Raw genomic sequence first — 23,823 nt, forward strand, 5'->3', positions numbered from 1 at the left:
CTAATGCTCATAAGTCTTTATTTACGAATCTGGTTTTGGATAACATTTATTAGATATCGTAATAGTTTGCCTACAACTTCTGATATTGAAAATCCTAAAATGGAAATTGAAGGATTTTCTCAGTCTTTTACATATGAAGACGAAGGTCTTGGGGAGGCAAAATGGCCTTTACCTGAAGCTTTTAAATATGTAATTTCTTATCGTACATATTTAGTCATTGGTATAGAAAATGATAAAAATTTCATGCGTTCTAAGCGTTTTGATAGAAGTATTTACACTATGGCTAAGCGTTATTTTCCTAATTGGATTGGCTTTGATCCTCCTCGATGTACTTATAATGCTGAATTATCAGATCGAATGCAAAGAATACGAAAAGTATCTTTATGGAAATTTGAAAAAATGTTCGATGAAGAAATTTAATTTTCCTTTTTAACCATAATTAAATTTAGGTTTTTTTTCACTTTATCACTTATTTACAGATATTCTATTGTTTATTATAAAAAATTTCTTTTCTTTAACTTGTTGAAAAATGAAAAAGTGATAGATACTTCCTCCTATTCCTTTATTTTTCTGAGTTATTTTTTAATAAAAAGTAAGTATATAAGGCTTTAATCGTTTCGTATGCTTAATAAAATTGAATATATAATCAGTTGTGGTGCATTTAAGAGAAACATTGTGAATTTAAATAAAGTACTTTTTCTACCGATTTTATTTTTGTTGTTTTACTGTAATCAGAAACAGGAAAAAACTGAAAACGGACCCCACTCTGAATCTGAATTGAAAACTCAATCGGAATTGGAAACTCGAAACTATAAGAAAGATGTTTCTGAATTTGCTCTGAATTTCTCACCCAAAGGTTCATCTGCTTTAGACTCAATTCCCAAAAACATCATCAAAAGATTTAGAGAATTAAGAACTATTGACAAAAATGCTCACGAAAAATATGTGACTCTGCTTTTCACCAAACTTTATGCTGAACATTTACAATGTTGTCATCAGTCATATGTCATTGAAAATTTCCCAGCAGATAAATCGGAATATGATTTTGATAAATTGACTATGGTAAATGAATTTGCTTTTATGTCAAACTATCTGGACGATGAAAAGTTACCTGAAATTTGGACTTCAGGAATTATAGAAAAATGGTTGACTGAAAACCCTGAATTGTTGGAATTTGAGCCAATTGAAAAATATAACCAATTCATCAAAACAGTATCTGAAAAGATTAAAAATGACGATTATTGGGACAATTAAAAATAAAAAAACGACACCACAACAAGGTGTATAATTAATTGCGGCTGAATTTCCTTTGCGGAAATTTAATCTTATTAATTATCTTTCCGAAACAACGGAAAATGACTCGCGTCTTTTTCCCGCAAAAAATCATACACAAATACGTTGTACATAATATACTCGATAGTAAAAAAAACAAAACCATATTACATAATTATGAAAAACAAATTGCTTATACTATTGTTCATGTCTCAGCTTGGCTTTGGCCAGATAACTTTTGATGAAAAAATTATTGTTGATGAATTTCCTCAAACCAAAAATGCTAAAAACGTATATGTTTCTGATATTGATGGTGATGGAGATAAAGACGTGATTTCCATTTCAGAATCAATATCAACATTTGAGAGAAAATTAACTTGGTTTGAAAATATTGATGGTTTAGGTACTTATTTTAGCCCACACGTTATCACTACATCTGGCAAAATTCACGCTATATATATTACCGATTTAGATGGTGATGGTGATGAAGATATACTTACCACTTCTCTTTTTGAAGGCACAATAAGTTGGTATGAAAACGAAGACGGTTTTGGTACTTTTTCTAATCCGCAAATTATTACTACATCTGGCAATAGTCATTTTATATATGCAACCGATATAGATTTTGATGGGGATATGGATGTACTAGCTATTTCTTATGCTTATAATATGATTACTTGGTACGAAAATACAAATGGACAAGGTGTTTTTGGGAGTCGACAAGTAATGTTAATATCTACTAGTCAAGATATTTCTTCAGCTTATATAGCAGATATAGATAGTGATGGAGATATGGATGCTATTCTAGCCTCTAATTCTGATGATGTAATATCATGGTCGGAAAACATTAATGGTTCTACTTATGGGAACCCACAAGTTATAGATAATTTTGAGGGAATATCTACAAAATATGCAACTGATTTAGATGGGGATGGTGATATGGATATAATTGCTTATTCATATAATCAAGGTAAATTAGTTTGGTATGAAAATACAGATGGGCAAGGCGCTTTTGGAAATCAACAAATTATTGCAAATATTACAGAAGATATAGATATATATGCAGCAGATGTAGATAATGATGGAGATATGGATGTTTTAGTATCATTGTTTTTTGCAGACAAAATAGTTTGGTATGAAAACATAAATGGACAAGGCGCTTTTGGAAGTCAACAAATAATTACCAATAATACTAATACAGCTTTATCTGTATTAGCATCTGATATAAATAATGATGGTAATATAGATGTGTTTTCTGCTTCTAGTACAGATGATAAGATAGCTTGGTACGAAAATTTAGATGGACAAGGCACTTTTGGAAACCAACAAACTATTGGAGCATCTGCTGATGGTGTAAAATCAGTATATTCTACAGATGTAGATGGAGATGGTGATATGGATATAATTTCTGCTTCAGAAAATGATAATAGAATAGCTTGGTATGAAAATATAAATGGTGAATTTAATTATGGGAATCAGCATATTATTACCACAGATGCAATTGGCGCAAAATCTGTACATGCAACTGATTTAGATGGCGATGGTGATAATGATGTGCTTTGCGCTTTTTATACAGGTATAGCATGGTATAGAAATATAGATGGTTTAGGTAATTTTGAAACCATTCAATATACTGGGTATTCTAGTAATGGATATACTTCAATATATTCTTCTGATATTGATGCAGATGGAGATATGGATATTATTACAGCTTCTTATTTTGATAATAAAATAGTTTGGCATGAGAATAATGGCTTTGGAATAATGGTTTCTCAGCAAAATATAACAACAATTGCGGAAGGAGCTAGTTCTGTTTATTCTACTGATATAGATGGAGATGGAGATATGGATGTACTTTCTGCTTCTGAGAATGATAACAAAATAGCTTGGTACGAAAATTTAGATGGACAAGGTACATTTGGCGCACAGCAAATAATTACCACCAATGCATATGGAGCAAGTTCCATTTATTCTATTGATATAGATGGAGATGGAGATATGGATATACTTTCTGCTTCTAGGGATGATGACAAAATAGCTTGGTATGAAAACACAAATGGACAAGGTGTATTTGGTACACAGCAAATAATTACTACCATTGCAGATGGAGCTAGTTCTGTTTATGCCATAGATATTGACAATGATGGTGATAAAGATGTAATTTCTGCTTCTGGAAATGATGACAAAATAGCTTGGTATGAAAATACAAATGGACAAGGTGTGTTTGGCGCACAACAGATTATAACTACTAATGTAGATAATCCATCATCAGTTTATGCTATAGATATAGACAATGATAATAATATAGATGTTTTATCTGCTTCATTTGATGATGATAAAATTATTTGGTATAAGAACACACAAGGAAGTCTTAGTATTGAGGAATATTCTAAAAAAAGTGTTTTAATATACCCTAACCCAACACATAAAATGTTAAATATTAAAACGTTTTCGACTATAAAGGCTATTTCTATTTATGATCTTAATGGAAGGTTATTAAACTCTATACAACTATCTCTTTTGACATTGGATTATCAACTAAATGTAAATGATTTACCCAATTCAATTTATTTTTTAGAAGTAGAATTTGATAATTCAAAACAAGTTATAAAGTTTATAAAGAAATAAAATACTGTGCACAACAAAGTGTATAATTAATTTCTTTTTGTTACTTATTTAGAAAATACTTATAGGCTTATAGGCACTTTATTATTTATTAAATTTATAGCTTAAACCACGCCAACTAACCATACACAAAACCGTTACCCAAAATTAAAACCAAATTTGTGACAGAAGGAAATTAAAAAGAACAAATATTCCTGAGACAAATCAGTGAAAATATATTATTATCAAAGGTTTCATCTGAAATCACTTTCCCTGAAATCAAACCGTATTCTTTTAGTTACTTCTTCTTTATTTCCAATGAATAGGGAGAATTTATTGGTGTTATAGAGGATAGAGGTATAAATGATCTGCATTGTTATATAACAAAAGAATCAAGAAAAAAGGGATATTTAACAAAATCCTTAAAAGAGCCTATTATTCCATATATCTTCTAAGACAACAAAAAGGATTATGATAGACAAAAAATTACAATTGATAAAAATAATCTTAGTGAAACTAATTATTTAAACTCTAAAAAAGTCGCTACAAGTTTAGGGTTTAAACCACTCAATGAAGATGAAACACATTTCGAACTAATTAAAAAGCATTTTGATTGGTCAAATGAAAATATAACAGAGAAAAATAAACTTATAACAAAAGAAAGAACAGAATCATTAAAAGACAAAATCTCAAACCTTTGCTATGAATTTGAAAAGATTTGTTGTGAGTTAGAAATGTCTTATGGAAATAATGATATACTGTTAGAACAGCTTTTAGATATTTCAAAGAATATTGAATATTCAAAAATGAAAGTTGATGATTTAATATTTACGCAAAACAAAAAAATAAATAACGTTAACTAATAACGTGTATGAAGCAAAACTTATAAGTACTTAAGCGAAAGGTTTATGTTTATACATGAAGTACAACAAATTTTAATTTAACTCTTAAAAAGAGAATATAAAATTAGACCTATATGTAACTGAAAAGCTAGTGCGTGAATATCAGTTGCTATTCATAAACAAAACCATTAAACCATTCTATAACCACTATACATTCTAAGCGTTTTAATCATATCTCCTAAAACAAATAAATATTTAGCCCTAGACATATACACGTCAATAAACGAATTGTTTTTGGTTTATATTCGAACTTTTCCAATTAAAAATGTAAGTTCAAACTTATTCTTTAATTTATGAAATAAAGATTTTTGTCGAAGTTCTAAAACATTTTCATGAGGTAGATATTTATAATCATCTAAATCTTTAGCATCTATTTTAGTTACTACAGATTTTTTAATATGATATAACGCTCGAATAGTAATTAGAATTTGTTCAGAATTCTTGAGTTTTAGTAATACAATAGGCACATCATCTTCATTAATTTGTATTTGAAGATTTGTCTGTTTAAAATCAACTTCATCAAAAAAGATCTACTTACGACTATTTCTATAGTCTTTTAATCGTCTAAAAAACGTTTAGATAACTGCTCTTTGGTTAAAGTTTTCTTTTCCATAAATCTCTATAATAATAGAATATTAATTTATACATTTTTGTCAGTTCGAGTGTTTTTTATAGAGTGTTAACGTAGTAAAAAATATATCGAGAACAATTTGTATAAATATAACTTCACGATAGCTCCACTGAGCAATAGTAATATTATAAAATTATTTTTATTAAAATTCTAAATAACCTATATTTCCTCTCCTTTTCCTTGATACAAAGGAGCAAAAATCAAGACTGAAATGATAAGAATTTAAAAATACTAAGGTATCAACAACCACAGATGAAAAGAACTCCCTAAAGCTCATACAGCTTTTCATCTTTCGGCTAACCTTCTACCTTGATTTTTTAAAATTCTTATCAATAGGTTAAGCTTTAATCTCAGTTAGAGAATTAATTTTTTTCGATCACTATAAATCGAACATTTTACAGTGAAGTAATCTATATACCTGTGAATAAATTATTTCTTTCCATAGATTTTGCGCAGGAAACACAATAAAAAAGATTTGAAAAAAAACTTATTTTTAATCGCTTTTGTATTGTTCTCAATTAATTAATGTCATTAAATGTGTCTGGTCGAGCGCAGTCGAGACCTTTTTATTTTTTTATTGGTATAATTTAAAAACTAATGCTCATAAGTCTTTATTTACGAATCTGGTTTTGGATAACATTTATTAGATATCGTAATAGTTTGCCTACAACTTCTGATATTGAAAATCCTAAAATGGAAATTGAAGGATTTTCTCAGTCTTTTACATATGAAGACGAAGGTCTTTGGGAGGCAAAATGGCCTTTACCTGAAGCTTTTAAATATGTAATTTCTTATCTTACATATTTAGTCATTGGTATAGAAAATGATAAAAATTTCATGCGTTCTAAGCGTTTTGATAGAAGTATTTACACTATGGCTAAGCGTTATTTTCCTAATTGGATTGGCTTTCATCCTCCTCGATGTACTTATAATGCTGAATTATCAGATCGAATGCAAAGAATACGAAAAGTATCTTTATGGAAATTTGAAAAAATGTTCGATGAAGAAATTTAATTTTCCTTTTTAACCATAATTAAATTTAGGTTTTTTTTTCACTTTATCACTTATTTACAGATATTCTATTGTTTATTATAAAAAATTTCTTTTCTTTAACTTGTTGAAAAATGAAAAAGTGATAGATACTTCCTCCTATTCCTTATTTTTCTGAGTTATTTTTTAATAAAAAGTAAGTATATACAGCTTTAATGGTTCTGTATATTGAATGAAAATAAATATAAAAATAGTTAGTAATAATTATGAAAACAACAAAAATAATATCACTTCTTATTATAGCTATCCTATTAGGATGTGGTAAAGATGAAACTGAAGATAAAATTAGTAATTGGAATACATATACAGGAGATGTTTGTTTTATTAATCAAAAACAAATTGATAGTTTTGCACAATTTGGATATTACAGAGTAACTGGTTCTGTAAAGATTGGAGAACGTAATTCTTATAATAACCTGATAACAAACACAAAAGGATTAAGTAATCTAAAATACATCTTCGGGGAATTAGAAATTTACAATAACAATTTACTTGAAAATTTAGATGGATTAAATAATATAAAACAAGTAAAATCCATATCAATTCAGTCAAATAATTCTTTAGTTAAAATTGATGGATTTAATGAAATTTATGATGATGTTACATCTTTATATATCACTGACAATTCAAATCTTCAAAGTATTAACGGTTTTCAAAATTTATTTTCATCAAATATATTTATCTCAAACAATGATTCATTGAAGACAGTAAATGGATTTAATGAAATTGATTATATTAGACACTTGCATCTAGAAAATAATGATAACCTTTATGAAATAAGTAAATTAGGTAAACTTAGAGTAATTGGATCTATAAGTATATTAGACCATGAAAACTTATTAAATTTGGATTTTTTATCTGCCCCTTATTCACAAATTGGAAATTTGAAAATAAAAAATAACAAATCTTTAATAAATATTAATGGATTAAATAATATAACACAATCTTATAGTATTACAATATCTAACAATAATTCATTAGAAAATATCGATGGCCTTTCAAATATAAATAAAGTAGGGGAAAAAATTAAGATAACAAGTAATTCATCATTATCAAATCTAAATGGATTAGCTAATCTAACGTACATACATGAGGGTATTACTATTTCCGATAATGAAAATCTTTCAGATTTTTGTGGTTTAGTATCACTAGTAAGTGAAGGAAATTCATCTTTAAATATCCAAAATAACTTATATAACCCGACTATAAATCAAATTTTAAACAATCAGTGTTCTCAATAAATAACTATTGTAACATACTGCATAAATAACAGTAGTAAGAGTTATAAGCAAAAGGTAAAACAAAAGTCAGTTTAAAATCGAAAAAGTCATGAGTAGAATTTCGCTATCCCTCATATCCAAGATCATTATTTTTCAACAATAACGAAACGCATATGAAAAGAATAATTTTTATTTTTATTTTAGTTTTTTCGAATATCTATTCCCAAAATCATTATGTAAAACTACCTTTAACCAAAAACAACTGCCCTACATTCATTATCGAAAAAGAAATTATTGCAAACGAAAATGTAATCGCAACAGCAAAGGAATCAATTGATGAAATAAGCGTTCTAAAAGATAAATCAAATCGTAAAAAACATAAATTCTTCAATCTGACTGAAAATGGAATTATTTTTATTCGTTTAAAACAAAAAATTGCTTTTAAAACACAATCTGAATTGAATGATTTTTTTGGATTAAAAAAAAATAACGAAGTCTATGTGAATGGATATTTAATAGAAAAATCTAATTACAAAATCGCGACTGATTGTATAGTAGAAATTGAATTGGTAGAACCCGATTTAGAAAATAAACTTAAACACAAAGTAGTTAATGTTTGGACTCTAACAAAAGAAAAAAGAATTAATGGTTGTGATAAACATAATGTAAATTAAAAATAACAACTTTACGAAAATTTATAAATGAAATTAAGACAGGGTAGCTGCATTCATTTTTACTCAGAATTACAAAATCCTATATTAAACTTAAAATTATTGTATAATAATTTTAACTTCTAACTAACAGTTATGAGATTTTTTCACTACAAAAACAGAGATCATAAAAACATATAAACCAAATTTATAGTGAAAATATTAATAAAAGGAATTTTTAAAAGATAACATAGAATTCTAATTACTAAAAACCATATGTTATGACAAAAAAATCAAATAACTAACCTTTTAACTATATTTGATTTAAAACATAAAAACAAAGGTAAATTCTATAATTAAAGTTAGAATACAAAAAAACACCTATCATTGTTACATTGAATCGTTACGCATAATAAACTTTACAAAGTTAATAAAAACTTCAAACTATCTCATAACCACTATACATTCTAAGCGTTTTAATCATATCTGTTAAAACAAATAAATATTTAGCTCTGGTCATATACAAATCAATAAACGAATTGTTTTTGATTTGTATTCGAATTATTCCAATTAAAAATGTAAGTTCAAACTTATTCTTTAATTTATGAAATAGCGATTTTTGTCGAAGTTCTAGAGCATTTTCATGAGGTAGATATTTATAATCATCTAAATCTTTAGCATCTATTTTAGTTACTACAGATTTTTTAATGTGATATAAAGCTCGAATAGTTATTAGAATTTGTTCAGAATTCTTGAGTTTTAATAATACAACAGACACATCATCTTCATTGATTTGGATTTGAAGATTTGTCTGTTTAAAATCAACTTCATCAAAAAAGATCAACTTTCGATTATTTCTATAATCTTTTAATCGTCTAAAAAAAACGTTTAGATAACTGCTCTTTTGTTAAAGTTTTCTTTTCCATAAATCTCTATAATAATACAATATTAATTTACACATATGTCAGTTCGAGTGTTTTTATGGAGTGTTAACGTAGTAAAAATATATCGAGAACAATTTGTGTAACTAGAACTTCTCGATACAAAATTATTCTTCATTACATTACAAATAATTTTACTCGAAGTGACAATAGATTATAAATAACTTACTACAGCAACGTCTCTAAATAATGATGATCGATATGATACAGCTCTTTTAAGCTTTCTATCTTTTTATCGATACCTTCTATATCTTTCTTTTTGCTAGACTTACTACCAATCAACATTACATTTTTGTGTGTATGTTCACTGCTAATAAATTCGAAAACTTTAGTATTGTAGTTGAATTTTTCTAAAATTAATGCTCGAATGGTATCGGTAATCATTTCAAATTGACGCTCTTTAAAGATTCCGTATTTTAATAACGGACTCTCCTGCTCTCTACCTTTTACTTGCTGACGTACTTGTTTATGGCAACACGGCGCACAAATAATTAATTCAGATTTTGCCATTAAACCTTTGTAAATCGCATCATCTGTAGCTGTATCACACGCATGTAAAGCTATTAAAATATCTATTTTATCGTTGTCGTATTCTTGTATACGTTGCGCAATAAAGTTCAACTGATCAAAACCACTTTTTTTAGCAATATCGTTACAATAATCTACCAAGTATTCTCTTAGTTCTATTCCTGTTATAGATACATTATACCCTTTTAAATTGACTAGGTAATCGTATAAAGCAAAAGTTAAATACCCTTTACCAGAACCCATATCTACAATTTGTAGTTTTTTGTTCATATCTAAAGAAGCAATTAAACTTTCAATTACTTCTAAATATTTGTTAATCTGGCGATATTTATCAGCCATTTTAGGAATTACTTTATTGTTCTTATCTGTAATTCCTAAAAATTGCAAATAACTACTTGAAAGGTTTATTCTCTTTTCCTTAGGCTTATCATGAATTTCGGGAAGTTTATTTTTAAAACTTGGTGCAGTAGTTCTATAACTTACTTTTTTCTTTTTAGAAATCATAACTAACAAGTCAGATTCCAAAGTAAATAAAGTAGCTGCTTTGAATTTTTCTAATAACAATGTTTCTAACTCTTCAAAGGCTTCTTCTACACTATAATTCTTTGTTTGATCGTTTGTGTTATATCGATACGTGAACTGCAATTGTTTTTGATTTTTGATATTCACCAATCGTACATAAACATTAGGTAAATTAAAGCTTTTACTTATAGGTTTACTCAATGTTAACTTTACAAAATTATCGTTTAAAATTGCTTCTTTTAAAGCTTGAAAAAGTTGTCCAAATTCATTCATTCGGTAAAGGTATTAAAATAAAAAGGTCGCTCAAAAGAACGACCTTTATTACTAATATAATAATTTAGTTTTATCTAAAGTTTATCTTTCTCATTCGTAAACTTTCAGGAGTAACTTCTAAATACTCATCATCTTTGATGTATTCCATACATTCTTCTAAAGACATATCAATTTTAGGAGCAATTTTAACTCCATCATCAGATCCAGAAGCACGAACATTTGTTAACTTCTTTCCTTTAATTAAGTTTACAGCTAAATCATCTTGTTTAGCATTTTCACCTACAACCTGACCTTTATAAATCTCTTGGTTAGGATCGATAAAGAATTTACCTCTATCCTGTAATCTATCGATAGCATAAGCTGTAGCTTTTCCACTTTCTGAAGAAACAATAGCTCCATTTACCAAATCAGAGAACTCACCTTTATAAGCATCGTAACCTCTTAAACGGTGATTTATAATTGCTTCACCTTGAGTTGCTGTTAGTAATTTATTTCGTAAACCTATTAAACCTCTTGAAGGAATATCAAACTCTAAATGTTGTAAATCTCCTTTAGGTTCCATAACTAATAAATCACCTTTACGCATTGTAACTAAGTTAATTGCCTTTGAAGCTAATTCTTCAGGTACATCAATAACTAATGTTTCATAAGGTTCACATTTTACACCATCAACATCCTTCAAAATTACTTGTGGACGACCTACTTGTAATTCATATCCTTCTCTACGCATTGTTTCAATTAAAACAGATAAATGAAGAATTCCACGTCCAAAAACATTAAACTTATCCTCAGTATCAGTATCCTCAATTCGTAAAGCTAAGTTTTTTTCAGTTTCTTTATATAAACGATCACGTAAGTGACGAGATGTAACATATTTACCTTCTTTTCCGTAGAAAGGTGAATTATTAATTGTAAATAACATACTCATTGTAGGTTTATCTACTTCAATACGATCTAAAGCTTCTGGATTTTCAAGATCTGCAATTGTATCACCAATTTCAAAATCATCTATTCCGGTTACAGCACAAATATCACCACTACGAACTTTATCTGTTTCAGCTTTACCCATTCCTTCGAAAACATGTAATTCTTTGATACGAACTTTTTTAGTTGTACCATCTGCTTTACATAACATGTAATCTTTATTTTTTTCTAGATCTCCTCTATAAACTCTACCAATTGCTATTCTTCCTTTAAATGAAGAATAATCTAATGACGTAATTTGCATTTGAGGTGTTCCTTCTCTGTATGGTGCTTCTGGAATAGTTTCTAAAACAGCGTCTAATAAAGGAATAATATTTTCAGTTGGTTTTTCCCAATCTGTACTCATCCATCCATTTTTAGCTGAACCATAAATAGTCGTAAAATCTAACTGCTCTTCCGTAGCTTCTAAAGCAAACATTAAATCGAATACTTTTTCGTGAACTAAATCTGGAGTACAGTTTTCTTTATCTACTTTATTAACTACAACTATTGGAGTTAATCCTAACTCTAATGCTTTACCTAATACAAAACGTGTTTGTGGCATTGGTCCTTCAAAGGCATCAACTAACAATAATACACCATCAGCCATTTTTAATACACGTTCTACTTCTCCACCAAAATCAGCGTGACCAGGAGTGTCTATTACATTAATTTTAACTCCTTTATAATTTACAGAAACGTTTTTAGATAAAATCGTAATTCCTCGTTCTCTTTCTAAATCATTATTATCTAATAATAAATCTGTACGTTCTTTACGCTCATCTAATATTTTAGCCTGGTCTATGATTTTATCAACCAAAGTAGTTTTTCCATGATCTACGTGGGCTATAATTGCTATATTTCTTATGGATTGCATAATGCTACATTAATTTGCCGCAAAAGTAATGTTTCACATTGAATTGCACTAATAATGAAGAACATATTTATTCTTAACATATTTATAGGAAAAATATCTGTATTTTTTAGCCTTTAAAGTTTGTTGTGAATTGAAAAAATATGTAGGTTTGGTGAAACAATTAACTAAAAAACGAAATGGAAATAACAGCCAATAACCCAAATCGTAAATCGTGGTTGAAAGTTGAAGAAACTTCAGATTTCCCAATTCAAAATATTCCTTTTGGAGTTTTCTTAACTCGTGATGATATTATTACCATTGGAACAAGAATTGGTAATTTTGCAATTGATTTAGGTGCTTTACATCAATTAGGGTATTTTGAAGGAATTCCATTAACTGATGATATTTTTTTACAAGATACTTTAAATGACTTTATTGCTGATGGTAGAAAAACTTGGCGATTAGTTAGAAATAGAATCGCTGATATATTTGATGTTAAAAATGGTAAACTTCGTGATAATGCTGATCACAAAGATAAAATCATTTTTAGAATGGATGAGGTTGAAATGCTTTTACCTGTACAAGTTGGAGATTATACAGATTTTTATGCTAGTAAAGAACACGCTACAAATGTAGGTAGTTTATTTAGAGACCCTAAAAATGCTTTATTACCAAATTGGTTACACATTCCTATTGGATATCATGGTAGAAGTTCGTCTATTATCCCTTCAGGAACACCAATTCATAGACCTGTAGGACAATCTAAACCTACTGAAGAAGGTGGTTCTCCAAATTTTGGTCCTTCAAAATTATTAGATTTTGAATTAGAGATGGCATTTATTACAACTGTATCTAATGACCTAGGAGATCGTATTTCAGTTGAAGAAGCTGAAGATTATATTTTTGGTTTAGTTTTATTTAACGATTGGTCTGCTAGAGATATTCAAGCATGGGAATACCAACCTCTAGGACCTTTCTTAGGAAAAAACTTTGCTTCTACAATTTCTCCTTGGATTGTTACTTTAGATGCTTTAGAACCTTTTAGAGTTGACAATCCTAAACAAGATCCACAACCTTTACCATATTTACAACATGAAGGTAAACACAGTTTCGACATCAACTTACAAATGGCTATTCAACCAGAAAATGAGAAAGAAACTGTAGTTTGTAATTCAAATTTTAAATACATGTATTGGACTATGGCACAACAATTAGCGCACCATACTATAAATGGATGTCCTGTTGAAGCTGGAGACATGATGGGTAGTGGTACAATTTCTGGGCCTACTCAAGATAGTTTTGGATCAATGTTGGAATTAACATGGAGAGGTCAGAACCCTATTAAAATGAATGACGGTAGTGAACGTAAATTTATTAACGATAATGATACTGTAATTATGAGAGGATATTCTAAAAATGATACCGTAAGAATCGGATTTGGAGAATGTACTGGTAAAATTTTACCTGCAAAGCCTTTTAAAAAATAAATAACACATTATTTTTAATAACATAAAAAAACCATTTCTAAATAGAAATGGTTTTTTTTATATTTTATTTTTTTACTCTTCTGGGGGTGGATGACCAAAAACTTCCTCATATACATCATCAAAATTAGCTCTAATGTGTGAGTTTAATTTTTTTCTATAATCATCTTGTAACCAATCAATAAAATTATGAGTTGATTTACAAATACATTTAGAATACCTATGAATTCTATCATCTATATCTCCACCTAACTTTTTTGCTAAAATTAAAGCATCAAAAACATCTTCACTATTTTCAACACACATTTTAGTATGATGAATTATAGACTTCTCTAGTACTTTTTTAGAACTTTGACCAGCTTGTATAGTATCAACATAAACTCGTTTTACATCGAAATACAAATCTTCTTCTTTAGTATTAGCAAACTCCTTTTTAACGTCTTCTGGTAATTCATACTTAAAAGTACTTTCAATATCTTCGTCAGTCAATAAATTATCCAAATAGAAATTAGGTGCTCTAAACATTTTTTGCCAATCTAAATCAGCTCCCCAAGGTCCAAATCTGTGAAAGTTATTACCTAAATCTATTACATTAAAATGAGATTTACCAGGAATAATTCTAGAACCACGACCAATCATTTGATAATATAATGTTAATGATTTAGTTGCCCTGTTTAATATTATAGATTGAACAGAAGGTTCATCAAACCCTGTTGTTAAAATACTTACAGAAGTAATAATTGCATTAGGAGTTTGATTAAACCATTTTAAGATAGCATCTCTTTCCTTTTTTGTATTTGTGTTATCTAAATGTGCAATTGGATAACCTGCCCTTTTAAAAGTATCATATACATAAAGTGATGTATTAATACCGTTATTAAAAATTAATGTTTTTGTCCCTTTTGCTCTTTCTTCATAAGCTTGTAAAAGCTTAGATAACATGTTGGAATTAGTATATAAATCTTCAGATGATTTAACTGTATAATCTCCATTAGCTCCAACTTCTAAAGAAGTTAAACCTACATTATACGAATATATATTTGCTTTAGCTAAATATTCATTTTCTATAAGAGTAGCAATACTTTCTCCAACAATTAATTGATCATAATTATCTTTCATAGGCATTTTTATGTTAGAACTCAGTGGAGTTGCCGTAACACCTAATATAAAAGACTTATTAAAAAACTTAAAAAGCTTTGTAAATGAGTTATAGTGTGCCTCATCTATAATTACTAATCCTACATCTGATATATCTAAAATATCATCATTCAAACGATTATTTAAGGTTTCTACCATTGCTACAAAACAATCGTAATCACCTTGATCATCTAATTCCGCCTTACTATCAATAATTTTATTTACTACACCGAATTCTCCTAGCATTCTTGCTGTTTGCTTACACAACTCAATACGATGCGTCATTATTAAAACCTTTTTTTGATAATGCTTTAAATACTGACGAGTAATTTCAGAGAAAATAACAGTTTTACCTCCACCTGTTGGTAATTGGTATAACAAATGATAATTTTCTGGAGCATTTTCAAAACTTTTAAAAATATTGAATAATGCTTCTTTCTGATAGTTATATAGGCTCTTCCCTACTTTATTTTTTGACTCTGTGACGCTCAAAAGGTTAATTTTTTTTGAAAGTTCAAAAATACAACCTATTTGTAAAACCTACATGTTATTTCAGGATTTTTTCTAAATCAATTTGAGTAATATCGTAATGAGAAGCGTGTAAAATAACTTCTCCTTTATTAATTAAAAGAAACTGAGGTGATTGATGCAACACCTGATATTCATAACCTATTTCGTTAGAAACATCTCTATAGTTTAATAAATCTACATAAAAAACATCAATCTTATCATTTAACTCCTTTGAAAAACCTTGATCGAAGTTTTTAATTACAGTTTTACTAATGGCACAACGTGTTGAATGCTTAAAAATCCCTACAGGTTTATTGTGCGATCTTTTAGTAACAGCTTTAATTTGATCAACTGTTTTTAAAGGAATCCAGTTAATATTATTTTGTTTAGTTTCTTTCTTTTGTTCAGATGATTTTTTAAAAAAATTTCCAAAAACTCCCATATCTTACTTTTAAAATAAATTACTTTTAGCGTAGTCTTACTTTTTTTCGATTACTTACAAAGTTACTTTTTTATAAGCTCATGAGTAAAATCTTCAATAATATTCTATTAAAAAACATCTAATAACGACATAATTTCAGTACAAACCAAAAAAACACGACAAAACGACACTATTAACACATTGGAATGTATTTTGACTATTACTGTGTGAAATAAAAAAAGTTGAGAAAATGAATTTTAATAACTATACAATAAAATCACAAGAGACTGTTCAACTTGCGCAACAAATCACGCAAGAATACAATCACAATCAAATTGAGAATGAGCATTTTTTCAAAGCTTTATTACAAGTTGATAAAAATGTATTACCCTACATATTGAAAAAACTAAATGTAAATATCGATTTAGTTTCTCAAGTATTAGAAAAACAGTTAGAAAGTTTTTCTAAAGTTAATGGAGTTGACATTATGCTATCAAGAGAGGCAAATAAAACCTTAAATGAAGCTAGTATTATTGCTAAAAAAATGAATGATGAATATGTATCTGTAGAACATTTAGTTTTAGCTATTTTTAAATCAAAAAGTCAAATTGCTCAGTTTTTAAAAGATCAAGGTGTAAATGAGAAAAATTTAAAAGCAGCTATAGAAGAACTTCGCAAAGGAAATAGAGTAACCTCTCAAAGTGCAGAAGAATCTTATAATGCCCTTAATAAATATGCTAAAAATTTAAATCAATTAGCACAAGATGGAAAATTAGACCCGGTTATTGGTAGAGATGAAGAAATTAGACGTTTACTTCAAATTCTTTCAAGAAGAACTAAAAACAATCCTATTTTAGTTGGTGAACCTGGTACAGGTAAAACAGCTATTGCTGAAGGATTAGCTCACCGAATCATTAAAGGAGATGTTCCTGAAAATTTAAAAGACAAGCAAATTTATTCTTTAGATATGGGTGCTTTAATCGCTGGAGCTAAATTTAAAGGAGAGTTTGAAGAACGATTAAAAGCAGTTGTAAAAGAAGTTACTTCTTCTGAAGGTGACATTGTATTATTTATTGATGAAATTCACACTTTAGTTGGTGCTGGTGGCGGACAAGGAGCAATGGATGCTGCAAATATTTTAAAGCCTGCATTAGCTCGTGGAGAACTTAGAGCAATTGGTGCTACTACTTTAGACGAATATCAGAAATACTTTGAAAAAGACAAAGCTTTAGAACGTCGTTTTCAAAAAGTAATGGTTGATGAACCAGATACAGAAAGTGCAATCTCTATATTACGTGGAATAAAAGAAAAATACGAAACACATCATAAAGTTCGAATTAAAGATGAAGCAATTATTGGAGCTGTAGAACTTTCACAACGTTATATTACGAGTCGATTTTTACCAGATAAAGCTATCGATTTAATGGATGAAGCAGCAGCTAAACTTCGAATGGAAATCAACTCTAAACCTGAAGAATTAGATGTTTTAGATCGTAAAATAATGCAATTAGAAATTGAAATTGAAGCGATAAAACGTGAAAATGACGATTTAAAATTGAAATCATTAAATGCAGATCTTGCTAATTTAAAAGAAGAACGTAATGATATTAATGCGAAATGGCAATCTGAAAAAAGTGTTGTAGATACAATTCAAAAGTTAAAAACTGATATTGAAGATTATAAATTAGAAGCTGAAAAAGCAGAACGTAATGGAGATTATGGTCGTGTTGCCGAACTGAGATATGGTAAAATAAAAGAAGCTCAAGAAGCATTAGAACAACAACAAGAAACTTTAATTAACGAAAGTGATAATGCTTTAATTAAAGAAGAGGTTACTTACGATGATATTGCTGAAGTTGTTGCCAAATGGACTGGGATTCCTGTTACGAAAATGTTACAGTCTGAACGTGAAAAGTTACTTCGCTTAGAGGATGAATTACATAAACGTGTTGTTGGACAAGAAGAAGCTATTGAAGCAGTTTCTGATGCGGTACGACGTTCTAGAGCTGGATTACAAAATCCGAACAAACCAATTGGTTCTTTCCTTTTCTTAGGAACAACTGGGGTTGGTAAAACAGAATTAGCAAAAGCTTTAGCTTCCTATTTATTCGATGATGAAAATGCAATGACAAGAATAGATATGAGTGAATATCAAGAACGTCATTCAGTAAGTCGATTAGTAGGAGCGCCTCCAGGTTATGTTGGTTACGATGAAGGCGGACAATTAACTGAAGCTGTTCGAAGAAAACCATATTCTGTAGTTTTATTAGATGAAATAGAAAAAGCACATCCTGATACTTTTAATATTCTTTTACAAGTATTAGATGAAGGTAGATTAACCGATAATAAAGGCCGTGTTGCTGATTTTAAGAACACCATTATTATCATGACATCTAATATGGGAAGTCATATCATTCAAGAGAAATATGAAACTATGAATGGAGCTATTGAAGCCTCTATGGATTTAGCTAAAGAAGAAGTTTTAGGGCTTTTAAAACAAAGTGTTAGGCCAGAATTTTTAAATCGTATTGATGATATTATCATGTTTACACCACTTTCGAAAGACAATATAAAATCAATTGTTCGATTACAGTTAAATCATATTAAAAAAATGATTTCTGCTCAGAACATAACTTTAGACGCTACAGAGCAAGCTATAACGCATTTAGCCGAAAAAGGATTTCAACCTGAGTTTGGCGCAAGACCTGTAAAAAGAGTTATACAGAAACAAGTGTTAAACTTATTGTCGAAAGAAATTTTAGCTGGAAAAATATCTAATGATAGTCTTATACTTCTAGATGAATTTGATGGAACTTTAGTGTTTCGAAATCCAATTCATGATGAAGAAGAATAAAAAAAGAGGAAGTTTTAACTTCCTCTTTTTTTTATATATTAAAATGTCTCGTCCTGAAATAGCGTTACACAAATTTGTAACCTTATGAACGACAACATTTACCGCAAACGTACTCAGAAAGATTATACGATGAGTTTTAAACTTTCGGTTGTATCGGAAGTAGAAAAAGGCGAATTAACCTACAAACAAGCTCAACTTAAATATGGGATTCAAGGAAGAAGTACTGTTTTAGTATGGTTGAGAAAATATGGTAACTTTGATTGGACTGATCAAACACCATCTAATATGCCAAAATCACCAGAACAAAAATTATTAGAGTTAGAGCAAAAATTACGTCAATTAGAAAAGCAAAACAATCGTTTAAAAGCTCAAGCAGCAGCATCAGAGAAGAAAGCGATACTGTTTGATATGATGATTGATTTAGCTGAGAAAGAGTATAATATTCCTATTAGAAAAAACTCCAAAACCGAGTAATTGATATGTTTGTTTTACAAAAGAAAGAAAGTATTTCTTCTACCTGTAAATTACTTGGGTTTAGCAGACAGGTCTATTATCGAGCTAACTATAGAGTTAAGAAATCTCAATCAATAGCCAATAAGGTTGTTGAATTGGTTAAGCGTGTAAGAATGGAACAACCAAGTATTGGGACAAGAAAACTGTATTATCTTCTTTCGGAGGAATTAAGCAGTTTAGCTGTTGGAAGAGATCGATTATTTGATATTTTACGAGCTAATAAACTATTGATAAAACGACAAAAGAGTTATCACATTACAACCAACTCTCATCATCGTTTTAGAAAACATACTAATCTTATTGAAAATCTGGAAATAAATAGACCAGAACAAGTATGGGTAGCAGATATTACATATTTAGGCAATCGTAAGAACCCTATGTATTTATCATTAATTACAGATGCATATTCTAAGAAAATCATAGGATATCATTTGGATAAAACTTTAGAAGTAAGCTCAACGGTAAAAGCCTTGGAGATAGCTATGAAAAATAGAGTATATCCAGAGAAGGAACTTATCCATCATTCAGATAGAGGATTGCAGTACTGTAGTAACATCTATCAAAATATTTTATCAAAACATAATATTAAATGTAGTATGACAGAATCATACGATCCATATCAAAATGCGATAGCTGAACGGGTTAATGGAATCTTAAAACAAGAGTTCTTTATTGCTACCACAAATCTAGATATTAAGATAATGAAGAAAATAGTAAAGCAATCAATAACTATTTATAACTCTAAAAGACCGCATTGGTCATGTCATTTTAAAACTCCTAACCAGGCACATCAACAAAATAAAATGAAGATAAAATCATATCGAAAAAAAACATCATCTAAAGCTATAGCTTTAGATGATGTTTAATATATTTAATCAATAAATAACTGTAACGGTTATTTAGGACTAGTCAAAATGTATTCTTTCGTATATACTCTATTGTAATTCCTTTATTGTTTTCTGAAATCCCTATCATTTTTAATTCTTTTTCATTTGTTGAAATTTTCCATTTTTCTCTGTTTAGATTCAAATTATGTGGAATAAAAGTAACCTCTGATCTGTGGCCATGAATATGCCAAAACCCCGTTTCTTTATTACCTTTTTCGTCGTATTTCTCATAGATTCTATCCCATCGAATTAACAATTTATTGTATTTCCTTTGTGTTTTTGAATTTGAAACACTCGTTTGTTCCCACATACCTTTAAAATAATCTGCCGGAGACATTGGCTTTTCTGTAATTGGTATTAAAGTAACTTTTACTTCCATCCCATCTTCATTCCTTTTCCAGATCATATTTTCTTTATCAAAAGAAACCAAAAAAGATCCGAATTCATCTGCTAGATTTAACGGGTCTAAAGCTTCATAAGTTTTAGTTTCATTATTATAACTCCATTGTCCTTTAGAATTTTGCAACCACCCATTTCCTGATTCGTAAGATTTATCAGAATTAATTTTCATCCATTTTGCTACAGGTGTTTTACTTCTATTTCCTACCGAAACACTTTCTACTTTCCAAAAACCAATTACCTTTTCTTTTTGCGCATAAAGACTAGTTATAACTATTAAAAATAACAAGACTACTAGTCTATTTTGATATAATTTCATTATTTATTAAATTAAAATTTGAACAATTTTTTGTGCTAAAGCCATTTCATTAGTGTTATTTCCAAGGTTACTTAGAAAACTAATCACATATTCTTGCTTATTTATATTAATGAGTATTGATTTGTAACCATCTGTACTTCCACCATGAATGATATAAGGCTTATTTATTTTTAAATCTCCAATCTTACTTTTTGTATTTGAATCAAAAACGACCCAACCATAACCGTAACTAATATTTTCTGTTTTATTCTGATGATTTTTAATTAACAAACTCAATGATTCCTTAGATAACCAACCGGGATTATCTATTACTTGAGCCCATTTATTTAAATCTAATGGTGTAGAAAATATTCTTCTTCCTAAACTTAAATCTATAAAAGGTGTTTGTAACCATGCTTTACTTTTTTCATCATAACAATAAGCTTTGGCTAACTTTTCTATAACATGATTGTTTTTATCAACTGATATTGTGTTTTTCAACCCTAATGGAATTGTCAATTTTTCTTTTAAAATCTTTTCAAAAGGCATTTTGTAAGTAACTTCTAAAAGAATAGCTAAAAGATGATAAGCAAAATTGCTATAGTAAAACCTTTCATTTGGTGAATGTAGTTGAGGTAATTTGCTGATAAAATTTACATACTCATCATTTGAAAATTGAGAACGTTTAAATTTCAAAAAATTATCCTTTTTCAATTCATTTGAAACACTATTGTAATCTCCTATGCCTGAACGGTGACATAATAAATGATGAAGCGTAATTTCAGAATGAAAATCACCTTGATAATCAAAGTCAATTAAAAGATCTACTAATTTATCTTCTAAATGAAGTAAATTATCCTCAACCGCTTTTAAAACTAAGGCAGCTATCATCGATTTATTCACAGAAGCAATATCAAACTTAGTATTTTTATCCACAGCAATTCCCCAAGTTCTATCTGCTATTCCTAAATAATTTTCATAGATAATTTTTCCCTTTTCTGATATTACAATTCCACCTTGAAATCTATCTTGTGCATATTCATTTGTAAATAACGAATCTATTCGATTTGTAATAATTGAACTATCTCTATTTTTTATTTTTTCAGCTTTTTCTTGACAAGAAAAAAAGGAATAAACACAAGTAATTATGATTATCAAATAAGTCTTTCTCATTTGTTTTTTGTTTTATACAAATATGAAGACTTCTATTTATATTAAGTTATTAAAAAGTAACTTAGGGATTAAAAACGCGTATTTGTGATGAAAGATAGAAGTTAAATAAACGTTCTTTGATATTGTTTAGAGATAGGTATCATTAACTCTAATATTTCAAGATAAAATTTACCTTTTATTTGCTTTACTAATTGAATATTTGATGTGTTTACTAAATAACTTCTATGGCTTCTTTTAATTGTAGGATAATTTTTTAACTCCTCTTCTAAGTTTTTTAACGTTTTTCGTATAAGATGTTCCTTTACTATTCCATTAGATTTATATGTAATCGTTATATAATTACCTGAAGACATTGCACATAAAAAATCTTCCATTTTCACTTTTAACTGATCCTTATCGTTGTCCGATTTTAAGAATAAATATGTAGATAATTTTATCTCTTTTTCTTTAGAAAAAACTTGAATTATTAAATAAAAAGAAAGTGGAAAAAACATCATTAAAGGAAATTCTTTCTGAATTAAAAGATAAGCGTCTATATTCCATTCTTGCCAATTCCAAAAGAAATTAAAAAGTAAGAAAATCAACTGATTCCCTATAACTATTAAACTTAAGTACCAATAAAATTGTTTGCTAAGAGTAATAACTTGAAATCTAGGCTTCACATACGACTCTAAAAAAAATAGATAGGTAAAAGTTAAAACCCCAAAACTTATACTTCTAAATAAATGTGAATGACCTGAATAAGAAACACCTTTCTGAATCCCATACGCTTCAAAAAAATACAAAAAATAAAAAACTGCAATTCCAGAAATTAAACCAAAAGAAATTGGTAATAAACCGAGTAGCTTATCTTTCTTGTAAAATGATTTATCTAAAAGCAACATCAATATAGTAATATTTAATCTTGAGTATAATAATTGAAATCTTTTAAGACCACATCTATAAATTGAATATCTGTAAGTTCTGTTGGTTTTTTAATACTTGTAACTTCCTCTATTTTAGATCGTAATTTAATTAAAGTATTATAATCTTTGCTTCTTCTAGCTTTTACATAAGTATCTTTTATGATTCTGACATCATTATCTGAAAGTTTAATTACATTAGAAAACCTAGGTTTATAATCTTCCTTGATTTCTTCTAAAATAGTTCGAGAAAAACTAGCTTTATCTTTTAAATAAACAACAACTGTATTAGCAGCGAAATCTCCTACTCTTTGATTGTTCTTTGTGAAAATAATTAAAAGAAAACCAGCCATTTTGCCTGCTAAAAAAATAAGATACAACATTACAAAAAACTCTTCTCTCGCTAAATTATCGTAAAAGAACACAAAAATTAAAATGAAAAAATTAAAGTCTACTACACGCATAAACCAACGAATAGTATAATCTAAAAATGATGGTTTAAAACCTTCAAAGTTTATTACTCTTATATTCATTACTTTTTTTCCTAAGGTTTGTCCATTCATTAATACTTCTGAGTATAAAGAATAAAATGTAATAGGCAGAAAAAACAATACTTGTACAGCTATTTTCGACCAACGATCTTGATCTATATTTGAAATTACTGTATCGAAATCTACGAACTTAGCTAAAACGTAGATGTAAGCAATTTTTACGATATTATCTATCACAAAAGCTAATAAACGTTGACCGACATTTGCCATCTCAAAATTTATTTTAACATTTTGTGTAGTATTTACTTGTAGTGTGTTCATACAATTTTTACATTTGTCTCT

General features: G+C 28.5%; 19 protein-coding genes. 9 read left to right on the forward strand and 10 right to left on the reverse strand.

Annotated features, from left to right (window positions below; all coding sequences use genetic code 11):
* Positions 1-3 precede the first annotated feature (3 nt).
* From AC2TEO_RS02860 to AC2TEO_RS02870, 3 genes are all read left to right on the forward strand, one after another.
* Positions 4-420 carry a hypothetical protein gene (locus tag AC2TEO_RS02860; protein WP_442266653.1) on the forward strand — a complete coding sequence of 139 codons (417 nt, stop codon included), beginning with the start codon at positions 4-6 and terminating at the stop codon, positions 418-420.
* A 201-nt stretch (positions 421-621) separates the two neighbouring features.
* Entirely contained in the window at positions 622-1,254 is a 633-nt protein-coding gene (locus AC2TEO_RS02865; protein WP_442266654.1) for a hypothetical protein, read from the forward strand.
* Positions 1,255-1,449: 195 nt separating this feature from the next.
* The gene (locus tag AC2TEO_RS02870) at positions 1,450-3,900 is read left to right on the forward strand and encodes a T9SS type A sorting domain-containing protein (RefSeq protein WP_442266655.1); all 2,451 of its coding nucleotides are present in this window, start codon (positions 1,450-1,452) and stop codon (positions 3,898-3,900) included.
* A gap of 1,117 nt (positions 3,901-5,017) precedes the next feature.
* Here the strand turns inward: AC2TEO_RS02870 and AC2TEO_RS02875 are convergent.
* Positions 5,018-5,245, reverse strand: a complete 228-nt coding sequence (locus AC2TEO_RS02875) for a hypothetical protein (RefSeq protein ID WP_442266656.1) — start codon at positions 5,243-5,245, stop codon at positions 5,018-5,020.
* A gap of 761 nt (positions 5,246-6,006) precedes the next feature.
* On the opposite strand from AC2TEO_RS02875, the gene AC2TEO_RS02880 reads away from it, so the two are divergent.
* The 3 genes from AC2TEO_RS02880 to AC2TEO_RS02890 all read left to right on the forward strand — a co-directional run bounded on the left by AC2TEO_RS02880 (position 6,007) and on the right by AC2TEO_RS02890 (position 8,353).
* The gene (locus AC2TEO_RS02880) at positions 6,007-6,423 is read left to right on the forward strand and encodes a hypothetical protein (RefSeq protein ID WP_442266657.1); all 417 of its coding nucleotides are present in this window, start codon (positions 6,007-6,009) and stop codon (positions 6,421-6,423) included.
* Between the two features lie 242 nt (positions 6,424-6,665).
* Complete coding sequence (locus tag AC2TEO_RS02885; RefSeq protein ID WP_442266658.1) at positions 6,666-7,700, forward strand: hypothetical protein; 1,035 nt, start codon at positions 6,666-6,668, stop codon at positions 7,698-7,700.
* Positions 7,701-7,852: 152 nt separating this feature from the next.
* Complete coding sequence (locus AC2TEO_RS02890; protein WP_442266659.1) at positions 7,853-8,353, forward strand: hypothetical protein; 501 nt, start codon at positions 7,853-7,855, stop codon at positions 8,351-8,353.
* A gap of 415 nt (positions 8,354-8,768) precedes the next feature.
* Here AC2TEO_RS02890 and AC2TEO_RS02895 read toward each other — a convergent pair whose 3' ends face one another.
* The 3 genes from AC2TEO_RS02895 to typA all read right to left on the reverse strand — a co-directional run bounded on the left by AC2TEO_RS02895 (position 8,769) and on the right by typA (position 12,433).
* Entirely contained in the window at positions 8,769-9,173 is a 405-nt protein-coding gene (locus AC2TEO_RS02895; protein WP_442266660.1) for a hypothetical protein, read from the reverse strand.
* 265 nt (positions 9,174-9,438) lie between these two features.
* Positions 9,439-10,593 (reverse strand): class I SAM-dependent methyltransferase, encoded by a 1,155-nt coding sequence (locus AC2TEO_RS02900; protein ID WP_442266661.1) that lies wholly within the window; start codon positions 10,591-10,593, stop codon positions 9,439-9,441.
* A gap of 70 nt (positions 10,594-10,663) precedes the next feature.
* On the reverse strand, positions 10,664-12,433 hold the full coding sequence (gene typA / locus AC2TEO_RS02905) for a translational GTPase TypA (RefSeq protein WP_442266662.1): 1,770 nt from the start codon (positions 12,431-12,433) through the stop codon (positions 10,664-10,666).
* A 176-nt stretch (positions 12,434-12,609) separates the two neighbouring features.
* On the opposite strand from typA, the gene fahA reads away from it, so the two are divergent.
* On the forward strand, positions 12,610-13,899 hold the full coding sequence (fahA, locus tag AC2TEO_RS02910) for a fumarylacetoacetase (RefSeq protein ID WP_442266663.1): 1,290 nt from the start codon (positions 12,610-12,612) through the stop codon (positions 13,897-13,899).
* 72 nt (positions 13,900-13,971) lie between these two features.
* Here the strand turns inward: fahA and AC2TEO_RS02915 are convergent, their stop codons facing one another.
* A complete protein-coding gene (locus AC2TEO_RS02915) occupies positions 13,972-15,525 on the reverse strand; it encodes a DEAD/DEAH box helicase (RefSeq protein ID WP_442266664.1) in 1,554 nt (517 codons plus the stop codon).
* A 55-nt stretch (positions 15,526-15,580) separates the two neighbouring features.
* Positions 15,581-15,985, reverse strand: coding sequence for a bacillithiol system redox-active protein YtxJ (gene ytxJ, locus AC2TEO_RS02920; protein ID WP_442266665.1), 405 nt, complete (start codon positions 15,983-15,985; stop codon positions 15,581-15,583).
* 229 nt (positions 15,986-16,214) lie between these two features.
* Here ytxJ and clpB point away from each other — a divergent pair, with 229 nt between their 5' ends.
* Entirely contained in the window at positions 16,215-18,818 is a 2,604-nt protein-coding gene (gene clpB, locus AC2TEO_RS02925; RefSeq protein ID WP_442266666.1) for an ATP-dependent chaperone ClpB, read from the forward strand.
* Between the two features lie 84 nt (positions 18,819-18,902).
* A protein-coding gene (locus AC2TEO_RS02930) for an IS3 family transposase (protein ID WP_442265571.1) occupies positions 18,903-20,197 on the forward strand; the annotation gives its coding sequence in 2 pieces (ribosomal slippage) (positions 18,903-19,269 and positions 19,269-20,197; 1,296 coding nt in all).
* A 43-nt stretch (positions 20,198-20,240) separates the two neighbouring features.
* Here the strand turns inward: AC2TEO_RS02930 and AC2TEO_RS02935 are convergent.
* The 4 genes from AC2TEO_RS02935 to AC2TEO_RS02950 all read right to left on the reverse strand — a co-directional run bounded on the left by AC2TEO_RS02935 (position 20,241) and on the right by AC2TEO_RS02950 (position 23,802).
* Entirely contained in the window at positions 20,241-20,936 is a 696-nt protein-coding gene (locus AC2TEO_RS02935; protein WP_442266667.1) for a hypothetical protein, read from the reverse strand.
* 6 nt (positions 20,937-20,942) lie between these two features.
* Positions 20,943-22,088 (reverse strand): serine hydrolase domain-containing protein, encoded by a 1,146-nt coding sequence (locus tag AC2TEO_RS02940; RefSeq protein WP_442266668.1) that lies wholly within the window; start codon positions 22,086-22,088, stop codon positions 20,943-20,945.
* Between the two features lie 101 nt (positions 22,089-22,189).
* The gene (locus tag AC2TEO_RS02945; RefSeq protein ID WP_442266669.1) at positions 22,190-22,972 is read right to left on the reverse strand and encodes a LytTR family transcriptional regulator DNA-binding domain-containing protein; all 783 of its coding nucleotides are present in this window, start codon (positions 22,970-22,972) and stop codon (positions 22,190-22,192) included.
* Between the two features lie 14 nt (positions 22,973-22,986).
* Positions 22,987-23,802 carry an RDD family protein gene (locus AC2TEO_RS02950; RefSeq protein WP_442266670.1) on the reverse strand — a complete coding sequence of 272 codons (816 nt, stop codon included), beginning with the start codon at positions 23,800-23,802 and terminating at the stop codon, positions 22,987-22,989.
* Between the last annotated feature and the right edge of the window lie 21 nt (positions 23,803-23,823).

The sequence above is a fragment of the Tenacibaculum aquaeponti genome, from assembly GCF_057221555.1.